Genomic DNA, 25,958 nt, shown 5'->3' with positions numbered 1-25,958 from the left:
GGTTTCTCCGTGTAACTCCGCGTCCTCTGTGTCCTCTGTGGTTCAAGATTTGGGTTTTAGGGCGTTGTTTTATAAATTAGTATTACTAGCTGGCAAGGCAGCTACTCGTGCAGGCGGTAGAGGCGGCGCACGGTGGCGAGGGTGTTTTCTTGCTCTTCTGGCAAGACATTATTTAAGGCGGCGAGGGGGGCGTGCATAAATTTATTGGCCATTTGGCGTGAGAATTCTGCGAGCACGGCTTCGGCATTTTCACCTGCAGCCAGTTTTTTTTGCGCTTTTTCCAGCTCATGCCGGGCGATTCGGTCGGCATAATCTTTTAAATCTCTGATTGTAGGCACTAAGGCCCGGCTGGCTACCCAGCGGTGAAAATCGCCCACGCGCTCACTGATAATGGCTTCGGCCGATTCAACCTCACTCGCTCTGGATTCCTGCCCCTGACGCACTACTTCGGCCAAATCATCTACGGTATACAGATAAATATCCGATAGATTGCCCACCTCTTCCTCTACATCGCGCGGCACAGCTAAATCCACCATAAAAATCGGGCGATGCTTACGCTCTTTAAGCGCCCGCTCAACCATACCCTTGCCCACAATCGGCAGTGGTGCTGCGGTAGAGGTCACCACAATATCAAACTCGGCCAATCTAGATGGCAGATCTGATAATAAGATCGCTTCGCCGCCAAATTTTTGCGCCAGGATTTCACCACGCTCTATGGTGCGATTCGCCACCGTAATTTGCTTGGGGCCACGCGCGTGAAAGTGCGTGGCGCAGAGATCAATCATTTCTCCTGCGCCAATAAAGAGCACCTTACAGGATGCCACTGAGGGGAATAATCGCTCAGCCAGCCGTACCGACGCAGCCGCCATCGACACCGATGCCGCACCAATTCGTGTTTGGGTTCTGACTTCTTTGGCCACCGAAAAAGCACGCTGAAACACGCCATTGAGCAGCACGCCCATCGTGCCCGCCTCACGGGCAAAGCGCTCGGCGTCTTTAAGCTGGCCTAAAATCTGTGTTTCGCCCAGCACCATTGAATCTAAACCACTGGCCACTCTGAATGCATGGCTGGCCGCATCACCGCCATTGAGCAAATACAGATGCGGCTCGATATCTTCTATGCGATGCCCGCGCGTACTCGCCAGCCAAGCTAGTACTTGCTGTGGTTCCCGTGTATTGCAGTAGAGTTCGGTTCGATTACAGGTCGACACAATCGCGGCTTCTGATACGCCATGCTCGGCGCTCAACATAGCCAAAGCGGTGGGCACTTCTGCTGGAGTAAACGCGAGCCTCTCCCTGACTGCTACAGGCGCAGTGTGGTAATTAACTCCGAGAACAAGCAGATTCATAGGGATTCATCGGCGGCAGGCGAAAGAAAACCGCCCATTTTACCCTGAAACGGTAAGCGACTCACACTGATGTCGCTAATACCACTTTATGCAGGCTCACTTAGGCGGCTGATAAAACCCGGCTCAACCCCAATCTGCGGCATAAAACAAAGTTGTTTTGTACCGCTCAAATAGAAGGTTTAGATCGTGTATTCAAATAAATCATAGCCCATTTGCTGCTCAACTAATTTCCCTGCGCGTATCAGCATTTCGCCATCCGCAGTTAGCACAGACAGCTCGCGCAAATGGGTATAACTTCCCTTAGGCGCAGCCAGCATAGGAGCTTGCTTAAGAGCCGGAATTTCGGGCAATAACAAAGCAGGCTGGTACCCCCCGTCCTTTACACTAATGGTAGGCCGGAACAATACGGCTGAGGCGCGCACAGTCATAATTTGCAGACCAATTTCTAAATGCTGCTGATCCATTTGCTGTAACCAGCGCACCGATGCAATCATCCAGCTTTCATGGCCCTGAGCACGTAAAGCCACAATCTCGCCTGCACGCACCCGCTCCACCTGACTATTCTCGGCCACCACCGCATAGCCACCAGGGCTTTCATTGAGTACGGTCCAATGGGTAATTGGCAGCTCTTCAATCGCGCCCAACACCGCATCTTCATCCAATAAGTTTTCTGGCTGTAATAAGCTACGCCCGTCATTCACGCATAAGACTGCAGCCCTCAGGCCCAGGCACACATCAACAGACGTATGCGAGGCAATCCTTTGAAAAGTACGCTTTGCGGCAATCGTCCACTGGCGCGACACCCGGCGTAAAATTTCTATCCACATCAAAACTTTGGCTCTGTCCTTCGCCAGCGATGCTTTAGCCTCTAAAGCCGCCAGAGACTTATGCAATTGCCGCACTAATTCGGAGGTATCAAGCAGCACTCCCCCGCCTAAATAGCCCTCCATGCTGCGTGCGCCCACATATTGCGGCGGCTTATCTTCATCCAGGCTTACTAAGAAAAACCCCGCTGAACTGCCTAATTGAGACACCGGCTGAAAATGCGCATAGCTGGCGTAGCTTTCAACGATTTCCAGCACTTTATCTAATTCAATCCCGGCAAAACGCTGCGGCTCGGCCAAAGCCAGTAACAAGATATATTTATACGTGCGGGCCACGCTAGGGCTATTGGTATCGCTTGCAACCTGATCAATCAGGTGAGCCTCAACCGCATATCTGAATAATTTATGTGCCTCTAGCCAAACGCCTTCCGGCATAGGCGAGTACACCCGGTAGCAGAGCTGGGACAAACCATAATACTGAGCTAAGATTTTTTGAATTAAAACAGGAACAATCTTGTTATTGCCAAAGGAAAGCCGCTTATCTAGGCGATCCACAAGGGCGATTTTATATCCATCGGCCAGCTCCATGCACAACCTGCGTGCCAGTAAAGCGGCTGCCTGTGCCTGCTCTTTTAAGGGCAGACCGGGCACTCTATAAACCACAGCCAGCTCCACCGAAAGCGGCTCCAGCGTAGCGCAATATTCATCAAGTAATTTAGTTCGCTCATCGGCATTAATTTTGACACGATTGCATGCAGCCAAGGCATCGCACATCTGCCGCCCAGCCAGCAAGGGATTGGCCATAGGCAAAGCAGCCAGCCACTCTTTTAAGCGCTTTGGATTTGTTTCCACACTGGCAGCAAGGCTAGGCTCGCAAACCGGTAATTTAAGCAACAGCGGCATCAACAAACTCCGAAATTACATTTTCAACAGCATCTAAAGCGGCCATTGTTCCTGCCAGTAAATGCACCGCCTCTGCATCACTTAAGCAATAAGGCGGCATAAAATAAACGGTATTGCCAATCGGCCTTAGCAAGAGCTCCTGCTCTAAAGCTGCGGCAAAAAAGCGCTGAGCAAAGCCGGGCGCGGCATCAATCACATCAAAAGCCCAGATCATCCCCGTGCGCCGATAGTTTTTAAGCTTGGGATGCGTGGCAAGCGGCAAAAACAATGCATCCCAGCGTTGCGCTTTTTCTAGATTTTTTTGAATCACATCGTCATTTTCAAAAATATCCAAAACAGCCAAAGCCGCCGCGCAAGCGAGTGGATTACCGGTATAAGAATGCGAATGCAAAAAAGCCCGGTTGATATCGTCGTGATAAAAAGCAGCGTAAATTTCATCGCTGCTCAGCACCACGGCCAGCGGTAAAAAGCCGCCGGTAATCCCTTTAGAAAGGCATAAAAAATCCGGCCGTATCTTTGCTTGCTCATAAGCAAACATAGACCCTGTGCGGCCAAAACCCACGGCAATTTCGTCACAAATTAAATGAGTTTGATAGCGATCACATAAATCCCGTGCTTTTTGTAAGTAGCTCACGTCATACATCGCCATCCCTGCCGCGCCTTGCACCAAAGGCTCGATAATCAGCGCGGCGATATCTTGATGATGCTCGGCCAGCGTAGCGGCCAAAGCTTGAATTGCGCGCTCCGCCACATCGGCCGCCGTTTCACCGGCCTCAGCTTGGCGTGCATCGGGATTCATTACGCAAAAATTCTCCCTGACTAAGGGAGCATAAGCCGCACGGAAAATCGGCACATCGGTCACCGACAAGGCCCCCGCCGTTTCACCGTGATAACTGTTTTCTAAATAGATAAAGCGATTTTTTTGCGGCTGGCCCAGATTGCGCCAGTAATGCACCGACATTTTAAGTGCCACTTCAATGGCAGACGCGCCATCCGAGCCATAAAAGGCGTGGCCCAAGCCGGTGAGCGTTGCAAGGCGCTCGGATAACTCCACCACGGGCCGATGGGTAAAGCCTGCCAGCATCACATGCTCTAAGCTATCCATTTGCTGACTAATCGCCGCTTTAATTCTGGGCTCGCCATGGCCAAATAAATTAACCCACCAGCTAGAAACCGCATCCAGATAGCGTTTGCCATCCACATCGTAGAGCCACGCGCCTTGCGCACGGGCAATCGGAATCAGCGGAAAACTTTCGTGGCGCTTCATTTGCGTACAAGGGTGCCATACGGCGGCCAAGCTTCGTGCCAGTAGATCAGTGTTTTTCATATAAAAATATAAAGCTTCAGATAAGTTATTTTAGCCCAGACTGCTCAATACCTTAGCAAAATCCGCTTTAAAGCGCACAGGGGATATCCGCAATAAAAAAGGCGAGCACGCTGGCTCGCCCCGATCAAATCAAATTCACGCATCCGTTTTAGAATGATTTAGAAATACTGAGCTTGTAATTACGCCCTACTCCAGTCACGCCTTCACTCAGATAAGGCTGATAATCGCGATTAAATAAATTGTCAATCGTCAGCCTTGCCTCGAAGCCGCTCAGTACGTCGCCCTTGCCTTTCCAACTAGCAAATAAGGTATGCAGCCCATAGCCTTTGGATGGCGGTAAGCGATAAACATTGCCAACCGGCAAGACTTTATCCTGCTCGCCCACAAATTTACCCTGCCAACCTGCCGTAATGCCCTGCTCAGGTAGCTTAAAGCCCAGCCCCATCATCAGCTTATCAGGCGCCACACTCGATACCGGCTCATCGTTACCCCAAGGGTCGCGCTGGCTGCCGTTTCTTCTGCCGTATTGCATCGACAAAGACGCGTTGGCAAAGAAGTAGCGCGTGTTATAGAAGGTTTCGATTTCCATCCCTTCGGTTTTATAGCCACTCAAATTGCGGTAATTAGACAGTGCTGGCGGTAATTTATCTCGACCCGCAGAGGTATAGCCCGGCACCAACACACCAAGGCGCGGGCCGATATTGTCTGAGACTCGGTTTTGATAGAGGGTAAAACGCAGCTGTGCATCGTCATTTTCGGTCAGCAAACCTTGCTGATTCCACATCGCGCCCACACGCGCAGCAGTAATTCGCTCTACATCTAGGCCACGGCTTGTACCGGGCGTGGCTGACCCCACTGCGGGTGACACGTAGTACTCTGTGGAATACAGCTCATCAATCGTTGGTGCGCGCCAGGTCTGGCTGATATCCGCAAAGAAAGAGGCATGGTTATTGGCTTTCCAGAACAAGCCCAGCCTAGGTGAAAAGCCTTCAAATCGAGCTTCACTATAATCATGACCTGCCGCAGGCAGCGAGCTGTTATAACGGCGCGCTCGGTTCGGCACACCTTCTGCAGTGATATGGTCATAGCGTAATGCCGCTGTCAGCGTCACATCACCATAACTCACCGCATCTTGCACATGAATACCTAGCCCTCTTTGCTGACCAGCAGGCATATAGTAAGGCTGGAAATAGCCGTAGTTATAACTTGGGTCTTTGATTGCCGTGCTGCTTGGGTAATACATCAGCGTATCGCGCTGATTATCGTGCCACTGTGTGCCAACGCTCAGCACATGGGCAAAGGGGCCGCTCGTAAACAGGCTTTCATTGCGTAATTCAGCCAGCTTATCGGTATAAGTCGCCCAGCTTTCATTACCTAATGAGCCAAGGAAAGAGCCCACAGAGGCCGTGGCGGAACGTTGATCGTGCTGATTGGTTTTAGAATAGCCATAGCTCGCCAAGATATTGATCAGCGGATTATCACTCGGGCTAAAGCGCCATTTTGCTGAGTAAGTGGTGTCTTCCTGATCCCGGTACAGCACCTTGCGCTTCCATGCTTCATCAAAACCAAATTTTTTAATTTCTGCCTCAGTGGGCGCTGGCGCATCTTCACCCAATGCAGCAAAAGGGGCCCAAGCGCTGCTACGGCCTTGCATGGTCGATAGCGTGAGTAACTGATCTTCTGTCAGGCGGATATTAAGTTTTGCGAGACTGGAAGGCGCGTCAATAGCAGAGAAGCGGAAAAGGTCGCCATTGGGTTTACGCAAATCATCGGATTTACGCTGGGTAAAATACACCAGCGCATCAAAACGGCCATCTTCAGTGCGGCCATAAACCGCCGCCGTGGTGTCTTGCTCATGATTATTTGTTTGATGCGAATACTTGAGCAAAGCGCCTAGATTAGCGTCGCCCTGCAAAAGGTCTTTGGCGTCTTTCGTCTCAATCGTGATCACACCACCAAAGCCACCATTCCCATAGAGAGAGGTATGCGGGCCTTTATTCACTTCGATTTGCTTCACCAGCTCTGGCTCAATAAAAATCGAGCCTTGGCGATACTTTTCAAAACCCTTAGGCGCGCCGTCCACAATCACTTTTACATCTTGAACTTTATTAAAGCCCCAGATGTTTAAAGTTTGCCCGCTTGGGCGCGACGTGCCGGTTAAATCCACCCCTGGCAGGGTATCGAGCAAAGCCGCCACATTGCCAGCTTGCTGGCGTTCAATATCTTCATGATTTAAATAGGAGCGCCCCACATTGGCGCTATCCATTTTTTCACCAAATACAGTGATCGCAGGCAAAGTTGCTTCAGTGGGCTTTTTTGCTGCCACTTCGCTGGCTGTTTTACTTGCGGCTTTACTTGCGAAGGCAGGGGCACTAAAGGCGGCGGCAAGTGCAAGCAGCATCGCTGTATTTTGAATCTTCATTTTGCTCAAACTCGTTTTAATAAGAACAGTAAGGGCAGAACTTCACATGCCCTTTTTTAGGGGAGTCGACAATGGCTCAGAGATGTAACTCAATCGTCATCATTATAAATGATAATGATTCCCATTAAAACAGTTTTCTTACAAATTAAAGTATCCAATCTGGTGAGATCTGCATGGCCAGCATAAGCAATAATGATGCTCTTCAAAAAATTTCGCTCTTCCCCCACTTGAAAAGACCTCACCTCGCCCATACCATCTAGCACTCGTTAGCAGTGAGTGCTAACAGCGTTCTGTAGGCCGCTTGGCCAAGCATTGAATGCCACTTTTTTTATCTGGAGAGTGAACACCATGAAAATTCGTCCTTTGCATGACCGTGTAGTAATCAAACGCGTTGAAGCTGAAGAAAAAACTGCATCTGGCATCGTGTTGCCAGGTAACGCTGCTGAAAAGCCGGATATGGGCGAAGTGGTTGCCGTCGGTAACGGTAAGATTTTAGAAAACGGCTCTGTACGCCCAATGGCTGTTAAGGCTGGCGATAAAGTAATTTTTGGTAAGTACAGCGGCCAAACCGTGAAAGTAGATGGCGACGAACTGCTAGTAATGCGTGAAGAAGACATCATGGGCGTGATCGAAGGTTAATAACCTGCGTGATCCTTCGTGACCGAGGCCCAAGCCCGGCACGATCTCAAACCACTACGGAGTAAATAAACATGGCTGCAAAAGAAGTTAAATTCGGTGATTCCGCCCGTGCCCGCATGGTTGCTGGTGTAAATATTCTGGCTGATGCCGTTAAAGTAACACTGGGCCCTAAGGGTCGTAACGTTGTGCTAGAACGCAGCTACGGCGCGCCTACCATCACCAAAGACGGTGTATCGGTAGCCAAAGAAATCGAATTAAAAGACCGTTTCGAAAACATGGGCGCGCAAATGGTGAAGGAAGTTGCATCTAAGACTTCTGACATCGCTGGTGACGGTACAACCACAGCGACCGTATTGGCTCAAGCCATCGTGCAAGAAGGCATGAAATACGTAGCTGCTGGCATGAACCCAATGGATTTGAAGCGCGGTATCGACAAGGCGGTCATTGCCTTGGTTGCTGAGCTAAAAAACATTGCTAAGCCTTGCTCTACCACCAAAGAAATCGCTCAAGTTGGCTCTATCTCTGCTAACAGCGACGAAATCATCGGCGAAAAAATCGCTGCTGCGATGGAAAAAGTAGGTAAAGAAGGCGTAATTACCGTTGAAGACGGTACTGGCCTTGAAGATGAGTTGGATGTAGTTGAAGGTATGCAGTTTGATCGCGGCTACCTCTCACCGTACTTCATCAACAACCCAGAAAAACAAATTGCCCTGTTGGACAATCCGTTTGTTCTGCTTTTCGACAAGAAAATCAGCAACATCCGTGACCTGCTGCCGGTACTAGAACAAGTGGCTAAGGCTGGCCGTCCATTGTTGATTATTGCTGAAGATGTAGACGGCGAAGCGCTGGCGACTCTGGTAGTGAATAATATTCGCGGTATTCTGAAGACTGTAGCGGTTAAGGCTCCAGGCTTTGGTGATCGTCGTAAAGCCATGTTGGAAGACATCGCTACCCTGACTGGCGGTACTGTAATCGCTGAAGAAGTTGGCCTAACTCTAGAGAAAGCCACACTGGCTGAATTAGGTTCTGCTAAGCGTATCGAAGTATCCAAAGAAAACACCATCATCATCGATGGCGCGGGTAATGAAGACACCATCAAAACACGTGTTGGCCTGATCCGTAAGCAAATCGAAGACGCAACGAGCGACTACGATCGCGAAAAACTGCAAGAACGCGTAGCTAAACTGGCTGGCGGCGTTGCAGTGATCAAGGTTGGCGCAGCGACTGAAGTTGAAATGAAAGAGAAGAAAGCCCGCGTTGAAGACGCACTGCACGCAACACGCGCAGCTGTGGAAGAAGGCATTGTGGCCGGTGGTGGTGTAGCTCTGCTGCGCGCACGCTCTTCTATCGTGGATCTGAAAGGCGCTAACGTTGATCAAGATGCAGGTATCAAGATCGTACTGAAAGCCATCGAAGCGCCATTGCGTCAGATCGTACAAAACGCGGGCGACGAGCCTAGCGTTGTGGTTTCCAAAGTATTGGAAGGCAAAGGTAACTTCGGTTACAACGCTGGTACTGGCGTTTACGGCGACATGGTAGAAATGGGTGTTCTTGACCCAGCTAAAGTAACCCGCTCGGCACTGCAACACGCAGCATCGATCGCTGGCCTGATGCTGACTACCGACTGCATGATTGCTGAGCTTCCAAAAGAAGAAGGCTCAGGCATGCCAGATATGGGCGGCATGGGTGGTATGGGCGGCATGGGTATGTAATGCCAGCTGTTTAAGCCTCAAGAAAAACGCCACTTCTTTGGAAGTGGCGTTTTTTTATGCCGCAGCTATTTTTTAAACACCATTTTCTCTGCCAACATCAGCCGGATATCCCGCCTAGCCTCGGCGGCTACCCAACGCGCTTCTGCATCATCATCGGCGGGAGTAAGCGGCGGCACCACCACAGATTTACCATCATCCCCCATCGCCACCATAGTGAAATAACAACTATTGGTGTGCCGTTCAGTCTGGGTACGGATGTTCTCTGCCACCACCCGGATACCCACTTCCATTGAAGTACGGCCAGTGTAATTAACGCTAGCTAAAAAATGCACCAACTCCCCCACAAACACCGGCTGCTTAAAAATCACCTGGTCCACAGAAAGTGTCACCGCATAAGCCCCCGCATAGCGGCTGGCACAGGCATAAGCCACCTGATCGAGCTCTTTCAGCAAAGCGCCACCGTGCACCTTGCCAGAGAAATTAGCCATATCCGGCGTCATCAACACCGTCATCATTATTTGGTGCCGAGGCAGATCTAACATATCGCACTTCCTTAATAAGATTTATTACAGCATAGCGCGAGGGCGGGGAAACTCAAATACAGAGAAAACTGCTAGAGGGGAATATGAGGGCTGATGAGCACTGGTGTTGAGACTTGGGCCTGCGATATCTGAGACTGCAAAACCCAGACAATACAAACATCGCTGATTTACATCGCATCGCACTACAGAAACAACAAGAGCACCTGATTCTGCGTGGACACCAATACTTATCCTGCAGCCAACAGATTCGTCAAAATGCGATAATTTCGGCGGTGCTAGCTCGCAGGGATGGTAAACCAATGCAAACGTAAGAAAAACCACATTAAATTGACATGCTACCAATCAGTTACCATGATAAAACCTTACAAAAAACTTATAAAAATTCGTATATAAAACATGCGCCGCAATTCAATCTTGGTATATGCTATCTGTACATACATGGTTCTAAACAATTGAAAAAAATGAAAAACGGCAGTAATTAGCCTCGTTGTACATACATATGATTCAGATGTACACCTGCATGGTGTATGGCAGCTTACGTTAACGCTCATTAACAGAAAAATCAAATGGCTAACCAGCGCAATAACGAGATAGATCAGACGAGATTGGTAATAGCTGCTCTTGCTGCGAGCTTTGCAAAAGCACTTGGTGAACAATATCCAACCTTTCTACCAGCATTCGAGTCTGAACTTGAGAAGCAGTACCAAGATCTTCGATCCGCAGAGGTGTCTCATGTGGGAGCAATGGAAACCCTACGCTGGGTAAAAGAGTTTCTTGGTTAGTCATAAAACGCCCCGTCCCTATCGTGATCTTTAAAAGCGAGTCCTATTTAAATAAAGGACCGTAACATTTTAATCAGCTCGGACAGCTTCGCCGCTGGTTACCTCAAACGTTAGCTGCTTAACTGTCATTACTGCGAGCAGGGAAAAGGCATGGTTGATACGATTAACTGGCGAGCACTGCAAGCCGAAGGCCAAACTTACGCCGAAAGGCAGATCACGGAAGCTGCAGCCCAAGACTCCATAAGTCGAGACTTTTACGGTGCAGCTCTCATTGCAATGCGCTCCACCCAACAAGATGAGCTTCATCCAGTAATTGGTGAGTTTGGACAGACTCGCTACACCACACAACAAGGACTCAAGGCTGCGTGCCACGCCCGCGAGGATGTGATGGCAGTCCTAATCATCCAGCAAGCAGTCTTACGCCGACTTCAAGGGATTCGCATTATGGCATGGGTGTGTCTGGCTATTCTTTGTTACATCGCAGTGCGCATTTCTTAACACTCGCGGGCTCAGCTAACAATTCATTCAAACCTAGTGAGCAGCGCAGCTTAATTCACACGTTATATTTTTTAGTGAAAATAAATCATGCCGGCAGAATTTCTTCCAGAGCAGTGCCCACCAAGCGACGCTAGGCAAGATAACCTCAAAGTATTTAGACTGGTAGCAAATTGTCCGCCAAACGCAAATGATTTTCTGCCAACGAAAGTCGAATCCCCACACAGGAAATTCACTATTGATGAGCTATGCATGGCCTGCGGAGTATCTGTTTTCAAAAATGTTGCCGACATTCTCAAAAAAAGAGAAAGATTTAAACCATTAAAGAGCAAAAAAATTGCTTGTGGCACAATCTCGCCCTCCGATGGGCTAGTCAAGGAAACAGGGCAGCCCTCGCATGTAACTTGGTGGCTTCAAACAAATGAGCCACACGCAACCTTCCGCGAAGTCCCAGATGTCACACAGTAATTATTTAAAATCGCTGATTAGCGATCTGACGCCAATTGAGATCTTCGATTACTACGATGGCCCAAAATTTTACAGCTGCCGCGACAAAGCAGGACAACTTTTTTTGGTTTACTGGATTGACGAAACAACCGAGTCAACCGCTTGGTTATATTTACGCATCAGCCAAGAGCGCTATAACTCATTAAAATCGGGCAATCTAGCTATAGCTAGAGCATTAGCGCAACCTGAGGAAGGATTGGCTTTTGTTGTCACGTCAATGAGCACTGATTTCCAAGTTCAAGAGGTATCAGTTGAGGAAATTTCCATCGAGTGGCTCCCCCCTGAAACTGATTTTTTGGAAATTCCAACACAAGCACTTCCCGAAAAAATGGCCAGCGCCCAAGAAATCGCTAGCCGGACTAACAGGCAAGTAATTGACATCGCTTTTGATAAATTAAGCAATGCCTATGAAATGGGGGCAGGTAAGCTAGGGCAATTATTGCACTCATTACAGAACGTAATATATGCGCTCGCTTGCGATGAGAAAATGGATGTGCGTCGCGTACCAGAGGAAATAAAATATAAAAGCGAAGTGCTAGTTACGGGATTGTTCGCAAGTTCATTTGGTGTCCGCCTCCAGTCCAAAGGCGGAGACATTTTCGGTACCGACGAGACAGCAAGAGCCGTAGAATCACTGGTCAAGTTAATTGCAACCCTTGAGGTACCAGAATCTGTACCTAAGGAGCTACACCGCTTCAATGTGTTGGCTCGCAGCAGATTCAAGCACTTTCTACGCGTCATAGTTGATTCTCAAGTATCCATCAAGACCGAATGGGGTACGCCAAACGGTCGTGGATTAAATTCCACTGCATCATTCCACGAAATACTGCAAGCACTAAACATGCTAGAGGAAACTGATGACGCAACCAAGACAACGGTAAACAGAAATGCCGAACTTGTTGGGGTTGACGTAGAAAGTGATTTCTTCGCAATAAAAGTCGAAAACAATGAAATCATCAAAGGGAGGCTATCAAAGCCTGTCTCAAATCGGCACTTCGATGTCCCAAGCAGAATAATCGCGACTCTAGAAGAATCCTGCATTATCGATCCACTAACCGACCGCGAGAAATGGTCATACACGTTAATAGACTTCAAGCGAGCAGATGGCAAAGTGTAAAAATCTAACCAGTTGTTCAACGCGAACTCCCTTGTTTCGGCTGGTTCCCTCCCCCACAAAACCTATCCATTTGAAAGTGAAAAATATGCCAGTTAGCTGACAAAATCACACATAATTCGTCCCCTGAATTGCTAAGCCATATCCTCGGATTTTTATATGTCTGTTATCTACCATGCTCACGTTTATTTCTTGCCAGAACAAATCAGCGCCGCCGAAACATTGCACAGCATTTTAAGCAAAATTCTGCCAGCAAATTGCTGGATGGGTGAATTAATCCACCGCGAAGTAGGCCCGCACACTCGGCCGATGTTTGAAATCAATTTTGATGAAAGCTTACTGAGCGAAGTCCGAACGCTGCTTGAAGCGCAGCGTGGTGAACTATCCATCTTGATCCACCCAGAGTTAAGCGACGATGTAGAAGCTCACACCAATGGTGCAAGCTGGCTAGGCGAAGAATTAGCCTTGAAAATCCATACGCTATCGCGAGGGGAGTGATTGTGGGACGGGTGCTTACCTATCCCTATCAACTTAGCGAAATGTTTTTTGTAGGGCGGGTGAAACCCGCCGAGCTTTGCAATGAAACACAAAAAACGGCGGGTTTCACCCGCCCTACGATGATTAAATTATTGCGTGGCAGCGCTAGGGCGAGTTAGCTTTACCAACCCGCGCGGAGCGGTGCTGCCAAGCACAAACCACCAACTCAATTACCGCACTTTTGCCACGCCTAAGGCACGGGTTACGTCTGCGGCAAACCGCTGCTCCAAACCCCTCAAAACCACGCCCCGCCATGTGCGCCCAGCACCCCGCCGAATGTAGCAATCACCCCCAAAGCCAGCAGGGCGTAATGTAAGCGCTGCAACAGCCGCAATGTGCCTTGCGGATCTTGCTGAGCACGCCGATGTAGCCAGCGGTGAATCACAAAAGGCTCCAGCACAAACAGCATGAGGGTAAAGACAGCCCATGTGATGATCATCGCCCACAGCCACCAGCTGTCTAATAAGCGACTCCAGCTATCCGTCAGCCACAACATCGCCACGCCCGACAACATGGCCAGCTGCGTCATCAGCTTGGCCTGATTGCCAAAGCGATGTTCTAGCAGCTCAAATGTGGCGTAATCCTGCTGATGGCGGCGCAAGGCAGGCAGCAGCACCAGCGTGACAAAAGCCACTCCCCCTATCCATAGCAGGATGGAGACCACATGCACGGCGCGAAGTATGGCGTAGCTATTAAGAGTCATGATGTTTGCCTGAAGCAAAACGCTGATTTTACGCGGCTTTGCTGTAAAAGTTTCATAGGATGCACAACGGCGAAGTCGTTATGCATCAAGGGCTGGTGCGCAAGAAAAACGACTTGCACACCCTATAAATAATTAACTTTTGTGCTTGTCTTAAGCTAATACCTAAAAGGCAAAAAAAATGCCACCTGTGTAGGTGGCATTTTGGGCTGGCGAGGATTAAACCCCTGCACCATGCGCTTGTTCATCCGCATGGTAGCTGGATCGCACCATGGCACCCACGGCAGCGTGTTTAAAGCCGATCTCGTAAGCGAGTTTTTCAAACACTTTAAATTGATCTGGGTGCACATAACGCAGCACCGGCAGGTGGCCGGTGGCGGTAGGTTGCAGGTATTGGCCGATGGTGATCATGTCTACATCGTGGGCACGCAGATCGTGCATCACTTGAATCACTTCTTCATCGGTTTCGCCCAGGCCCACCATAATGCCGGATTTAGTCCGTACATCGGGGTACATGGCTTTAAAGCGCTTTAATAAATCTAAGGAGTGCTGGTAATCCGAGCCTGGGCGCGCTTGTTTATACAGGCGGGGTGCAGTTTCTAGATTGTGGTTCAAGACGTCAGGCAGGGCATTCGCAAATAAATCCAGCGCCACATCTAAACGACCACGGAAATCGGGCACCAATACTTCAACCTGAGTGCTAGGCGATTGCAGGCGCGATTGAGTAATGCAATCCACAAAGTGCTGTGCGCCACCATCACGTAAATCATCACGATCGACCGAGGTAATCACCACGTACTTAAGCTTAAGCGCGGCAATCGTCTCACCCAGATGTACCGGTTCTTGCGCATCGAGCGGATTAGGGCGGCCATGGCCTACATCACAAAACGGGCAGCGACGGGTGCAGATATCGCCCATGATCATAAAGGTGGCCGTGCCCTTGCCAAAGCATTCGCCAATATTAGGACAGGCGGCTTCTTCGCACACGGTGTGCAGCTTTTGGCTACGCAGGATTTGCTTGATTTCGCCAAAGCGGCCATTTAAAGATGGCGCTTGTACGCGAATCCAATCGGGCTTTTTGATGCGCTGATCAAGCTGCACAATCTTAATCGGGATGCGAGCAGTTTTGGCTTCGCCCTTGAGCTTAACGCCCACTTCTTTCGATGGCTGTTTAGTGTCTTGAGTCATGGCTGATCGCTAGCTGAGTAAGGTAGAGGCATTTGAAAAATGGGGCATAGCTTGGCCGCATATTTAAAGAGCCAATACCCCTACATCGGTTAAGGGTTTGATCTGGTAGGCTATTTTTTCGGCAAGTTTACCGGCAATTGTGGCCGATGTCGCATCACTGGCGAAATCGCTGAGTTGAGTCACTCTCATACCGGCGTAGCCACAGGGGTTTATCCAGTCAAATGGCGTTAAATCCATATTCACATTCAGTGCTAAACCGTGATAACTGCAGCCCTTTCTTATCCGTAATCCTAAAGAAGCAATTTTTGCTTCGCCCATTTCCGGATTCACATACACACCGGGTGCATCGACCTTGCCGTAAGCCACTACGCCAAAATCAGCAAGGGTATCTATTACAGATTGCTCTAGTTTTCTGACCAGCTCGCGCACACCCAAGCCATTTCGGCGTAAATCCAACAGCACATAGGCCACCACTTGACCGGGGCCATGGTAAGTAATCTGCCCGCCTCGATCGATTTGTACAACAGGAATGGTGGTAGCGGCAATCAGATGCTCAGGCTTGCCTGCCTGGCCTTGGGTATAAACCGGCGGATGCTCGACCAGCCAAACCTCATCAGGCGTATCGGCATCACGGCTATCGGTGAATGCCTGCATGGCCCGCCAAGTTGGCTCGTACTCAAGCATGCCCAGCTGTTTAATAATGAGTTCAGGCACTCACATCACCATCTTTACGAGCGGATGAGCACGTAAAGCAGTATCGAGCGCATTCACTTCGTCAGCAGATTGGTAAGTGGCCGATAGCGTGATCGAAATAAAGCTGCCGCCACTACTGGTGCGTACCGAAATCCATTCCGCTTTAAAATCGGTGATATGCAGCACGGCCAGCTCATAGACCACCGCATGAAACTCATCATGCGGCACATCTTTATGGCTGATCGCCTTCATCGGCAGCTCGGCCGGAAACTCAACTAAATCGGCTAGGTTGGGAGCGTCTTGACTCATTATTAAACCCTTTTTTACTCTACACCGAGGCGCATTGCCTCGTTTTTAAATACTTGAAAATAGCCATACATGGCTTGATACAGCGGCCCCGGCTGACCTGTGCCAACAACTTGGCCGTCTAAGCTCACTACCGCCAGCACTTCTTTGGATGAAGACGTTAGCCAGATTTCATCGGCCTGCCTTGCTGTCGATTCACTAATTGGGCAAATCTCAAGCGGCATATTATGCTGCTTGGCCAGTTCTATTACCAAGTCATAAGTAATACCTGTCAGCATAAAATGGCTAGGGGGCGGGGCAAGTAACACGCCCTCTTTCACCACTAAGATGTTGCTGGATGCACCTTCTATCAAGAGGCCATCCCGAAAAAGAATGGTTTCGGCCACGCCAGCATCCACAGCCTGCTGCTTGAGTAAAACATTAGCCAGCAAAGAAATCGCCTTGATATTGCAGCGCTGCCAACGAATATCGTCGCTCGATACCGCTGCCACACCATTGGCAACCGCCTCGCTTGTGGGTGGCAATAATTCATCGGCAAACATAAACACCGTCGGCTCGGTCGCAGCCGGAAAAGCATGATTGCGCGGAAAAGCAGGCCCACGGGTGATCTGTATATAAACGCTTTGATCCGCAAAGCTTTGCTGATCAATCAGCTTTTGAATCAAGCTAGCCCATTGCTCCTCCCCATAAGGGTTGGGCATATTAATCGCCACCAAACTTGCTGCCAAGCGGCGTAGATGTTCGGTCAGCCTTAAAGGGTGACGATTGTAGACAGGAATTGCTTCATAGATGCCATCACCAAACAAAAATCCGCGATCTAAAACAGAAATCTGTAAATCGGCCAATGGCGCAAAGCGGCCATTTAAAAAACCTGTGAGTGCGGGAAAATCCATCAAGCTCTCCTCTCTAACTAAAAAAACCACCCATCTTTGTAACTGCTCAGGTATACGAACAAAACCCAAATCTTGAACCACGGAGCACACAGAGAACACAGAGATCCACGGAGAAAACCTAGGGGAATGATCGACTTTTTGTGCATATCGTATTTTTCATGGATATCTACTTTGTTTCAAACGCTCCTGGGTTATTACAAATCTTTAACACGGTGCACACGGAGAAAAACAACAACGAGTTAAAAAGAGGAAAACCCTCAAGGTTTTCTCCGTGAAACTCCGTGTTCTCTGTGTGCTCCGTGGTTCAAGACGTGGGTTTTAAAGCCATCGTACCAACATCAACCAAAAATCGATTTAAACCACATGCGGATTGAATCCCATGCTCGGCCGAAGAAATTGGCTTCAGGGACTTCTTCCAAGGCCACTACCGGCAATTCAACCAATTGCTTATCGTTTAAGCTCACCACCAATTTACCCACATTCTGGCCCACTTTAATCGGGGCAATCAGGGGCTGGGTGCTGGTAAAGGCCATTTTCAGATTTTTAGCATCGCCACGGCCCACGGTAATAAAGCGGTCTTCTAAAAAGCCCACGTTAACCTTATCTGATTTACCTTTCCAAACCGCTACATTTGAAACCGCTTGCTTGGCAGCATAAAGGCGCGGGGTTTCCTGGAACTGAATACCCCAGTTCAGCAGCTTGCTCGATTCGCTAGCGCGTACTTCGTCGCTGGCCGTACCGACTACCACCGAGATCAAACGACGACCATCGCGCTTGGTTGAGGCAACAAGGTTATATCCGGCGCTGGCTGTATGGCCTGTCTTCATGCCATCCACAAAAGGATCGCGGTAAAGCAGCAGATTGCGGTTAGGCTGTTTGATATTGTTGTAAGCGAATTCTTTCATCGAGTAGATAGGATAGAACTCGGGGAAGTCATGGATGATGGCGGCAGCCAGCTTGGCTAAATCGCCCACCGTCATATAGTGATCGGGGTCTGGCAGGCCGGTGCTGTTTTTAAAGTTAGTGCCATTCATACCCAAGCGCTTGGCTTCACGCGTCATTAGCTGGGCAAATACTTCTTCGCTACCGGCAATGGCTTCGGCCAGTGTGACGCAAGCGTCGTTACCGCTTTGCACGATCATGCCCTTGATCAAATCATCTACCGTGACGGGTTTTTTAGGATCAAGGAACATGCGCGAGCCTTCGGTGCGCCAGCCTTTATCCGAAACGGTGAGCTGCTGATCGAGCTTTAACTTACCTTCTTTTACAAATTTAAAAGTGAGATAAGCCGTCATCAGCTTGGTTAAAGAAGCGGGCTCTACACGCATCTCCGGATCACGCCCGGCGAGCTGAATACCACTTTGATAATCAGTGAGTAAATAAGCCTTTGCAGCAATATCCGGCACCGGCGGTACAAACGCCTGTGCGGAGGTCGCAATTAAAAGGGAAAGAATAACGGCGGGTGTAGCAAGACGGGAGATCATGGCGGGCAGTGTGTGAGGGCTTGGAAAAATAAGATTATAAAGGCAAGCGGCAGCAGATATGCCCTAAAAACAGATTATAAATTATTAACTTGCCTGTAATAATTTACCTCTGTTAATGCTGGTAAATACATGGGCATTAAATCGTTGGCATGACTTTATTTTGAAAGGACAAAAAGATCTGCCCACCTCTCTATTTAAAACCTATACAGCCCTTTAACTCAGCTCACACACTGGCCGCTCAAGCTGCTTTTTTCAGGCGGCACTTGCCCCGGAAGCGCCAGAGCATAGTGCAAAGATAATAACTGCCAGCCCTGAGGCCCTAACTGCCATTGGCTGCTATTCACCCCTGTGTAGTCTGCCTCTGCCTGATCTGCACGGCGGCGGCTTTCTACCACGCTATACACTTGGGCATGAGCGCCATAGCGGCGTAGCTCGCGATGTACTTCGCACTCAAGCAGCGCATCAGAGGAAGGGGCTTTCATCATGTCTAAAAACTCACTGCCCGACCAAGAATTGAGATGAAGACTAGCGCCACGCAAACCCTGCCCCCAGATACGGGCCTGAGGATGGAGTAAAGGGCGCAACAGCTCGATATCAGACGCCACACCCGCAGCATGGCCAATACCTTGCCACAGATGGCTTAACCGCTGCTCGAGTTGCGCTTGGCTGGCCGACTCAATCTGAGGGGCAAGCTTGCTCAGTAAATCAGGCCAGCTCACCCGATAAAGCTGTGATAAGCCCGCGCTATGCGGGCCGGGGCGGGTAGAGGCAAACATCAGCCAGCGACCATCACTGCTCACCGAAGGCGTAAATTCAAAGCTTACCGTATTAATGGGCGCTGGCAAACGAATCGCCGGCCCAAAGCCTGCACCCAGCCGCTCGGCAATAAAAAGATCGCCTTCATTGGCAAGCTTTGTAGATTCTTCCTGACGATCACTCCACCACAGGGCATAGCGCCCATCTGGCGAAAGCGTAAAATCACTATTGGATGGCCCGATATTAATCGGCGCTGGCAAGGCCAGTGCTGGTGAGTGCTCGCCACTCGCAAGGCGCTCACTCAGGTAAACCGATAACTTACCCGGCCCGCCTTTACGATAAGAAGCAAAGTAAAGCTCATCAGCATAGCGCTCTGGCCCTAGCTCATAAGCTCGGCTTTGCACGGCTTCACTTAAACGCTGAGGCGGGCTCCACTGGCCCATCGCCCACTTCGATTCAAAAATATCCAATTGCCCAAGCGGCTGATCGCCTGTAACGGGGCGATCAGAAACAAAGGTGAGTGTCTTGCCATCACGACTCAGATGAGGGTCTGAATCCCTCCAGCGAGGATCGCTAAAAGGAAGCGCCTCTGCAGCTAACCATTGCCCATCTAAACGGCGCTGCCAGAAAACCTGCGACTGTTTAAAACCAGCGGCCGAGCGGGCAAAAATACGCAGCTCGCCTAGGGTCTGTTGACGTTTCATTCGCGGCTGCGTTGGCTGCAGTTTTGGGGCTGAACAAGGCAAAAATTGCGACATGGCACGGGTACCATTAGCGATTTTTAACGCAGTGCAGCCCCAAAAATGCAGCCAACCCTCCGCGTGCGAGGGGTTTTCCTCGCCCAGCGATGGGGCTGAGGCGGAAAACGGCCATCCACTGCGTTATGCTCCTCGGAAATAACTAGTTATTGCCTTCGTCGCATGCCTTGTGCCTAGCCATTTTCCGCCTCAGCGCAATTGTGAATGAAACGTCAACAGACCCTAGCTCCTGCAAATTATAACTTTGCTGCGTTGCATCTTTTGGTCCCACTGACATCGCTTCAATTTGCAACTCAGCAGCCCCAGCCAAGCCATTTAGGCCCAACAGCAAAGAGACCGAAGCCAGACAAGCTTGGATTAAGCTTCGAGGCCAAGTACACAAATTGACTGTCATGGTCAGTTTTCGCTAAGTTAATTGAAGGCGTTTATTCTAAATCAATTAGCTAGACCACCAGCATGCAGCAGATCAATCAGGTATCTAGGTGTTGTTAAAACGGGGGAGGAGATCCAACCCCATCGACTTAGGCTTAAGTCATAAGTTAAATCGGTATTCGTAGCGTGTACAACAACGAAGTCGGAGCGCAAAGAACGGTGCGCAAAAAAGGCGACTTGCACACCCTACGCAAAACCATACTTTGCCTTGACCTTGAATTGACAGGATTGGGTAAAAATCACCATCAAGCCAAGCAGGCAGGGTTAGCGGAAATACAAGACAGCCTTATATCCCCTACGGGTGGCAAAAATTGCGCTCACTAAAGATCAAACTCCCCCCGCCCGACTTCCACCACTCGCCCACCGACTTCTACCCGGCCATCTGCCGTGATACTTAAACGAAGGTGCGCCAAACGGCCCGCTTTGTGGCCTTGAATCATGGTTGCAGCAAAAGGCAGATCAACGCCTTGCTTAAGTAAATAAGCACCTAGATTTGCGCAGGCCGAGCCTGTGCCGTTGTCTTCCACAATCTGCCCGTGCTGCGACCAAAAATAGCGAGCAATCACCTCGCCATCCTGCCAGGCCCAGACCAGCGTGCCATCCCGGTTACGCCCTTGCAGCACCACATCGCGAAACAAATGAGATGCTGGCTGGCAAGCCAGCACATCAGCGGCGCAAGCCAAAGGAATAATCAACTGCTCTACGCCGCTATCTACGAATAAAGCCTCCCCTGCAAAAGCGCTTAAAGGCAGCCCCAGAGCCAGAGCCAAATCGGCGGCAAGCGGGCCATCCCGATAAGTTGCCGCATTAGCCGTCAGCGTGGCAACGTCGCCATCAAAGCGCAGTGGAATCACACCCGCCTTTAGCTCTAGGCTCACTTCATCACGCAGGCCCCGTATCACGGCTGCCGTGCCTAAGCTGGGATGCCCAGCAAAGGGCATTTCATTTATCGGGGTAAAAATTCTTACTTTGGCACTCGCCACTGTTGATGGGAAAACAAAGGTGGTTTCGGATAAATTAAGCTGGGCGGCTAGTAATTGCATGGTCTGCTCATCCAGACCTGCTGCATCGGTAAACACCGCCAGCGGATTACCTGCAAAAATATTTTCAGCAAAGACATTCACAAGACGGTATGAATAAGTAGGCATAGTGCGTGCGCTCTGCATCAATCAAAAGGAAGAACAGCATCGCAAATTAAGCACTGAAATCATAGCTACAGATTGCAGTAAAACTTGTATAACAGTAGAAAAACGCTGGCGTCAAAGTGAAAACTTTTGCCAGAGCATTCATAGTGCGTCTGACATCGCTGCCAAGGTCTGTATAATGCCGTCGATACGCATCTCCGCACTTCGCACTTACTTGGTTCAAAAACTGGTTCAAAAATGATTCGCAAATTGATCGGCAAAGTTTTACGCCGCCCAGGCAAACGTGTGCTTCACGCAAAACACTACGGCATCCGCCGTGACCAACTTCATTCTGGCGCACTCAAAGTGTGTGACCGCTTGCAAGATGCGGGCTTTGAAGCCTACATCGTAGGCGGCGCAGTACGCGATCTGATGCTGGATAAATCGCCCAAAGATTTTGATGTGGCCACCAGCGCCACACCAGAGCAAGTGCGTCATGTGTTCCACCGCTCGCGCATTATTGGTCGCCGCTTTCGCATTGTGCATGTGCCCTTTGGTGAAGAAATCATCGAAGTCACCACCTTTCGCGGTGCTAGCGAAGCGCCAACTGACGCCAGTGGCCGCATCCTGCGCGACAATGCCTATGGCGATATTGCAGAAGATGCTTCCCGCCGTGATTTCACCGTCAACGCGCTGTATTACAACCCGCGTACGGAGGAAATTTTAGATTTCCATCACGGGGTAACCGATTTAGAAAACAAACGCCTCACCATTATTGGCGATCCGGATGTGCGCTACCGCGAAGACCCGGTGCGGATGCTGCGAGCCATTCGTCTTTCGGCCAAGCTAGGTTTAACCATTGCTCCGGCCACCAAAACACCGATTCTGATTCACGCCAAGCTGTTGGAAAACATCCCATCGGCGCGTTTATTTGATGAAATGATGAAGCTGCTGTTGTCGGGCAGTGCGTGGGCTTGTTTAATGTCCTTGCGCGAAAATGGCTTGCATCAGCTGCTGTTTCCGCTTTTGGAAAAGCAACTTTCCAAGCCAGACACCACCGCCTTTTTGCGCAAAGCGCTGGAAAGCACCGATCAGCGGATCAACGAAGATAAGCCTGTTTCTGCTGGTTATATTTTCGCCGCCCTACTCTGGCATGAAGTAGAAGCCGACTGGATTAAGCGCCAGGCTGCGGGTGAATACCCTGTGCCCGCCCTTGTTGAAGCCATGAATACGGTAGAAAGCAAGGTGCAAAAACGCATGGCGATTCCGAACCGCTACGGTGCAGCCATGAAAGAAATCTGGCTATTGCAACCCCGCTTCGAGCAACGTGTGGGCACTCGTCCATGGCGCTTAATGGAGCAGCAGCGCTTCCGTGCCGCCTATGACTTTTTGATGCTGCGTGCCGAATGCGGCATGGTGGAAAAATCACTGGGGGACTGGTGGACTCGCTTCCAGCACGCCGACGAAGACGCACGCATGGCGCTGATAGCCGATGCAGCCGACAATGGCAAACCAGCAGCAGCACATGCAAAAAAACGCCGCCGCCGTAAACCAAGCGGCCCGAAAAGCGAATAAGTTAAGTAAAACCCAAATCTTGAACCTCAAAGCGTCTTAGGACTTTGCTCCTATTAAGCGCTCTAATTTGTAGGGCGGGTGCAACCCGCGGGTTGCACCCGCCCTACAATTTAAATCAGGGCATTATTACGAGCAAAGCCCTAGCTTGAGTAAACCCCAAAACCTCAAGCAGCACTTCAAGCCCACACACGGGAAAAACCACGCCAATAAGAAACAAGCTTTTTGTTTCTTATAAAGCACAGCGTTTGAAAGAGAAAGCCAAGCGATCAAAATCATCGAGGCATTGACCTCGTTTTTATGATTTCTCTGTGTTCTGCTTTTAAACTCTGTGTTCTCTGTGTCTACAGACCTCAGATTTCAGGTTTCTGTTTTTTAGCGATAGCAATGGATCCCCCAATGAGTACGGTCGCTTTTATCGCGCTGGGTGCCAATCTGGGCCAGCCTGTTTTGCAGTTGCAACACGCTTTAGATTTGCTCGCCAAACTGCCACAAAGCCAGCTGTTGCAACAATCCAGCTTTTACAGCAGTAGTGCCATCGGCTACACCGATCAGCCCGATTTTATCAATGCCGTTGCCAAGCTGGAAACCACCCTCAGCGCCACAGCTCTGCTGCAAGCCATGCTGGGCATCGAAGCCGAATGCGGGCGGCAGCGCACTTTTCAGGATGCGCCACGCACCTTAGATTTAGATCTGCTGCTGTATGGCGATGCGCTTATCCGGCAAGATCACCTGATTGTGCCGCACCCACGTATGCATCAACGCGCTTTTGTATTACGCCCGCTCACCGAAATTGCCCCCGATATCATCATTCCCGGTATGGGATCAGCCAGCGCTTTTTTGCCGCTAGTGGCCGATCAACAGCTATCTCTACTTACAGTAAGTAAGCCTCTGGGGTAGACTTGCTGCATTGCGTCACAAACGCCAAACCTCCATGGACCATCCTTTACCATGAAAACCACTGTTAGTACCTTGCAGAACATGAAGCAAGCCGGGCAAAAAATCACCATGCTCACTTGCTATGACGCCAGCTTTGCCAGCCTTTTAGACGATGCAGGGGTAGAAATCCTGCTGGTGGGCGATTCGCTTGGCAACGTCATTCAAGGTCACACCTCTACCCTGCCCGTTAGCCTTGCTGATATGGTTTACCACACCCGCTGTGTGGCTCGTGGCAGCAAAGATGCGCTAGTGCTGGCCGATCTTCCCTTTGGCAGCTATCAGGTTTCCCCGCAGCAAGCCTATGCCAGTGCCGCCGAGCTAATGGCCGCAGGCGCTGAAATGGTGAAGCTGGAAGGCGGCATGATTATGGCCGAGACTGTGGATTTCCTCGCGAATCGTGGTATTCCGGTTTGCACCCATATTGGTCTGCAGCCACAATCAGTAAACGTATACGGTGGCTACAAAGTTCAGGGCAAAAGCGAATTTGATGCCGAAGTGCTTAAACGCGATGCCCTCGCCCATCAGGCAGCAGGCGCTGCAATGGTGCTGATGGAAATGGTGCCCGCCCATGTGGCCAAAGCCGTAACCGAAGCGCTGACCATCCCAACGATCGGGATTGGCGCAGGTGTCGATGTAGACGGCCAAGTACTGGTCTTGCACGATATGCTGGCCGTTTACCCCGGCAAAAAAGCCCGCTTCGTCAAAAACTTTATGGCCGGCAGCCACAGCATTCAAGCCGCAGTAGAGGCCTATGTAAAAGCAGTGAAAAGCATGACTTTCCCCGCTGACGAACATAGCTTTTAAGCGACTCACAACACCGGCGGGTAAAACCCGCCCTCTGTGTTTTTAACCACGGTTATTTATGAAAATCATCCATAGCATTGAAGAACTGCGCGCTTGGCGTGCCACCGTTGGCAGCGTGGCCTTTGTGCCAACCATGGGCAATTTGCACGCCGGCCATATGACATTGATCGATGCTGCACGTAAAGAAGCCGAGCATATTGTGGTCAGCATCTTTGTAAACCGTCTGCAATTTGGTCAGGGCGAAGATTTTGAAGTTTACCCACGTACTTTAGAGCAAGATGCTGCGCTGATTGCCGCGCAAGGCGGCGTAGATGTAATTTTTGCACCAGACGAAAAAGTGCTCTACCCCAAGGTGATTCAGCAATATCAGGTAGAGCCACCGGCAATACAAGATGAGCTATGCGGCTCCTTCCGCCCTGGGCATTTCCGTGGTGTAGCGACGGTTGTCACCAAGCTATTTAATATCGTTCAGCCCAATGTAGCCTGTTTCGGTAAAAAAGATTACCAGCAGCTTTTTGTCATTAAAAGCATGGTAGAAGACCTGAATATGGGTATCAAAATTGTGCCCGTAGATACCGGTCGTGCCGCGAACGGCTTAGCGCTTTCTTCCAGAAATGGTTATCTGAGCGCCGAGCACAAATTAGAGGCCACCCGCATTCATCACCACCTTAGCCGCATGAAAACGGCTATTGAAGCAGGGGATCGTGATTACGAGCGCCTCAGTGCAGAAACCTGTACTGATTTGCTGGCCCGTGGTTGGGTCAATGTTGATTACGTAGAAATGCGTAATGCCCTGACGCTGAAACCTGCGGCCGTCACCGATCACCAGCTCGTCATCCTGATCGCTGCACGCTTAGGCCACACCCGCCTGATCGACAATATCGAAATCAGCTTGTAAATCTAGCAGCCTGTCGGGTTACGCGGTAAAGCTGCTAACCCGACCTACTGCCCACGCATGATGCACAACTTGTAAATCACCGCGTGGGCACAAAAACATACCCACGCTACACAAGCACACTCTTCCCCTTACCCAGCACGCCCTCCAAAGCCATTCCATACAAATAGACCTAGCCAAATTAAGCACAGGTAAGCCATTACGCCTACCTGCTTGCAAAAAACTTATTGGCAAGACAAGGCAAGATATAGCTTCTTCTAC

Annotated in this window: 24 protein-coding genes; 11 read left to right on the top strand and 13 right to left on the bottom strand. The window is 50.0% G+C overall.

The window, feature by feature from the left end; genetic code table 11:
• Positions 1-101: 101 nt before the first annotated feature.
• From hemA to ACFQNF_RS09875, 4 genes are all read right to left on the bottom strand, one after another.
• Positions 102-1,349 carry a glutamyl-tRNA reductase gene (gene hemA / locus ACFQNF_RS09890; RefSeq protein WP_380187823.1) on the bottom strand — a complete coding sequence of 416 codons (1,248 nt, stop codon included), beginning with the start codon at positions 1,347-1,349 and terminating at the stop codon, positions 102-104.
• Positions 1,350-1,528: 179 nt separating this feature from the next.
• Positions 1,529-3,076 (bottom strand): hypothetical protein, encoded by a 1,548-nt coding sequence (locus tag ACFQNF_RS09885; RefSeq protein WP_380187822.1) that lies wholly within the window; start codon positions 3,074-3,076, stop codon positions 1,529-1,531.
• Entirely contained in the window at positions 3,060-4,343 is a 1,284-nt protein-coding gene (gene bioA, locus ACFQNF_RS09880; RefSeq protein ID WP_380187821.1) for an adenosylmethionine--8-amino-7-oxononanoate transaminase, read from the bottom strand. The genes ACFQNF_RS09885 and bioA overlap by 17 nt, the downstream gene beginning before the upstream one ends.
• 208 nt (positions 4,344-4,551) lie before the next feature.
• Positions 4,552-6,825 (bottom strand): TonB-dependent hemoglobin/transferrin/lactoferrin family receptor, encoded by a 2,274-nt coding sequence (locus tag ACFQNF_RS09875; RefSeq protein WP_380187820.1) that lies wholly within the window; start codon positions 6,823-6,825, stop codon positions 4,552-4,554.
• A gap of 348 nt (positions 6,826-7,173) precedes the next feature.
• Here ACFQNF_RS09875 and groES point away from each other — a divergent pair, with 348 nt between their 5' ends.
• Complete coding sequence (gene groES / locus ACFQNF_RS09870; RefSeq protein WP_046350280.1) at positions 7,174-7,464, top strand: co-chaperone GroES; 291 nt, start codon at positions 7,174-7,176, stop codon at positions 7,462-7,464.
• 71 nt (positions 7,465-7,535) lie between these two features.
• Entirely contained in the window at positions 7,536-9,176 is a 1,641-nt protein-coding gene (groL, locus tag ACFQNF_RS09865; RefSeq protein WP_380187819.1) for a chaperonin GroEL, read from the top strand.
• Between the two features lie 65 nt (positions 9,177-9,241).
• Here the strand turns inward: groL and ACFQNF_RS09860 are convergent, their stop codons facing one another.
• The gene (locus ACFQNF_RS09860) at positions 9,242-9,718 is read right to left on the bottom strand and encodes an acyl-CoA thioesterase (protein WP_380187818.1); all 477 of its coding nucleotides are present in this window, start codon (positions 9,716-9,718) and stop codon (positions 9,242-9,244) included.
• A gap of 566 nt (positions 9,719-10,284) precedes the next feature.
• Between ACFQNF_RS09860 and ACFQNF_RS09855 the strand changes: the two genes are divergently transcribed.
• The 5 genes from ACFQNF_RS09855 (at position 10,285) to ACFQNF_RS09835 (ending at position 13,114) form a co-directional block, all read left to right on the top strand.
• Positions 10,285-10,500 carry a hypothetical protein gene (locus tag ACFQNF_RS09855; protein WP_380187817.1) on the top strand — a complete coding sequence of 72 codons (216 nt, stop codon included), beginning with the start codon at positions 10,285-10,287 and terminating at the stop codon, positions 10,498-10,500.
• 150 nt (positions 10,501-10,650) lie between these two features.
• Complete coding sequence (locus ACFQNF_RS09850; RefSeq protein WP_380187816.1) at positions 10,651-10,998, top strand: hypothetical protein; 348 nt, start codon at positions 10,651-10,653, stop codon at positions 10,996-10,998.
• A gap of 87 nt (positions 10,999-11,085) precedes the next feature.
• Complete coding sequence (locus ACFQNF_RS09845; RefSeq protein WP_380187815.1) at positions 11,086-11,463, top strand: hypothetical protein; 378 nt, start codon at positions 11,086-11,088, stop codon at positions 11,461-11,463.
• Positions 11,450-12,619 carry a DUF6575 domain-containing protein gene (locus tag ACFQNF_RS09840; RefSeq protein WP_380187814.1) on the top strand — a complete coding sequence of 390 codons (1,170 nt, stop codon included), beginning with the start codon at positions 11,450-11,452 and terminating at the stop codon, positions 12,617-12,619. Before ACFQNF_RS09845 ends, ACFQNF_RS09840 begins: the two co-directional genes overlap by 14 nt.
• Positions 12,620-12,775: 156 nt before the next feature.
• Complete coding sequence (locus tag ACFQNF_RS09835; RefSeq protein WP_380187813.1) at positions 12,776-13,114, top strand: DOPA 4,5-dioxygenase family protein; 339 nt, start codon at positions 12,776-12,778, stop codon at positions 13,112-13,114.
• 274 nt (positions 13,115-13,388) lie between these two features.
• Here ACFQNF_RS09835 and ACFQNF_RS09830 read toward each other — a convergent pair whose 3' ends face one another.
• From ACFQNF_RS09830 to ACFQNF_RS09795, 8 genes are all read right to left on the bottom strand, one after another.
• The gene (locus ACFQNF_RS09830; protein ID WP_380187812.1) at positions 13,389-13,856 is read right to left on the bottom strand and encodes a hypothetical protein; all 468 of its coding nucleotides are present in this window, start codon (positions 13,854-13,856) and stop codon (positions 13,389-13,391) included.
• 216 nt (positions 13,857-14,072) lie between these two features.
• The gene (gene lipA / locus ACFQNF_RS09825) at positions 14,073-15,041 is read right to left on the bottom strand and encodes a lipoyl synthase (protein WP_380187811.1); all 969 of its coding nucleotides are present in this window, start codon (positions 15,039-15,041) and stop codon (positions 14,073-14,075) included.
• A gap of 63 nt (positions 15,042-15,104) precedes the next feature.
• Positions 15,105-15,755, bottom strand: coding sequence for a lipoyl(octanoyl) transferase LipB (lipB, locus tag ACFQNF_RS09820; protein ID WP_380187810.1), 651 nt, complete (start codon positions 15,753-15,755; stop codon positions 15,105-15,107).
• Positions 15,756-16,043, bottom strand: a complete 288-nt coding sequence (locus ACFQNF_RS09815) for a YbeD family protein (RefSeq protein ID WP_380187809.1) — start codon at positions 16,041-16,043, stop codon at positions 15,756-15,758.
• A 14-nt stretch (positions 16,044-16,057) separates the two neighbouring features.
• Positions 16,058-16,933 carry a D-amino acid aminotransferase gene (locus ACFQNF_RS09810; RefSeq protein ID WP_380187808.1) on the bottom strand — a complete coding sequence of 292 codons (876 nt, stop codon included), beginning with the start codon at positions 16,931-16,933 and terminating at the stop codon, positions 16,058-16,060.
• Between the two features lie 338 nt (positions 16,934-17,271).
• Positions 17,272-18,417: a D-alanyl-D-alanine carboxypeptidase family protein gene (locus tag ACFQNF_RS09805; RefSeq protein ID WP_380187807.1), complete on the bottom strand. Its 1,146-nt coding sequence runs from the start codon at positions 18,415-18,417 to the stop codon at positions 17,272-17,274.
• 218 nt (positions 18,418-18,635) lie between these two features.
• Positions 18,636-19,877, bottom strand: coding sequence for a hypothetical protein (locus ACFQNF_RS09800; protein WP_380187806.1), 1,242 nt, complete (start codon positions 19,875-19,877; stop codon positions 18,636-18,638).
• Positions 19,878-20,683: 806 nt separating this feature from the next.
• On the bottom strand, positions 20,684-21,511 hold the full coding sequence (locus ACFQNF_RS09795) for a PhzF family phenazine biosynthesis protein (RefSeq protein ID WP_380187804.1): 828 nt from the start codon (positions 21,509-21,511) through the stop codon (positions 20,684-20,686).
• A 234-nt stretch (positions 21,512-21,745) separates the two neighbouring features.
• On the opposite strand from ACFQNF_RS09795, the gene pcnB reads away from it, so the two are divergent.
• The 4 genes from pcnB to panC all read left to right on the top strand — a co-directional run bounded on the left by pcnB (position 21,746) and on the right by panC (position 25,700).
• Complete coding sequence (gene pcnB, locus ACFQNF_RS09790; RefSeq protein ID WP_380187803.1) at positions 21,746-23,062, top strand: polynucleotide adenylyltransferase PcnB; 1,317 nt, start codon at positions 21,746-21,748, stop codon at positions 23,060-23,062.
• Between the two features lie 396 nt (positions 23,063-23,458).
• A complete protein-coding gene (folK, locus tag ACFQNF_RS09785) occupies positions 23,459-23,959 on the top strand; it encodes a 2-amino-4-hydroxy-6-hydroxymethyldihydropteridine diphosphokinase (protein WP_380187802.1) in 501 nt (166 codons plus the stop codon).
• Between the two features lie 51 nt (positions 23,960-24,010).
• Positions 24,011-24,802 (top strand): 3-methyl-2-oxobutanoate hydroxymethyltransferase, encoded by a 792-nt coding sequence (gene panB / locus ACFQNF_RS09780; protein ID WP_380187801.1) that lies wholly within the window; start codon positions 24,011-24,013, stop codon positions 24,800-24,802.
• 58 nt (positions 24,803-24,860) lie between these two features.
• Positions 24,861-25,700 (top strand): pantoate--beta-alanine ligase, encoded by an 840-nt coding sequence (panC, locus tag ACFQNF_RS09775; RefSeq protein WP_380187800.1) that lies wholly within the window; start codon positions 24,861-24,863, stop codon positions 25,698-25,700.
• Positions 25,701-25,958 lie beyond the last annotated feature (258 nt).

This window comes from Iodobacter arcticus (assembly GCF_042664895.1).
GTDB classification, from domain to species: domain Bacteria; phylum Pseudomonadota; class Gammaproteobacteria; order Burkholderiales; family Chitinibacteraceae; genus Iodobacter; species Iodobacter arcticus.
Note: the sequence above shows the minus strand (reverse complement) of the source record. Positions and strands in the feature narration are given on the sequence as shown.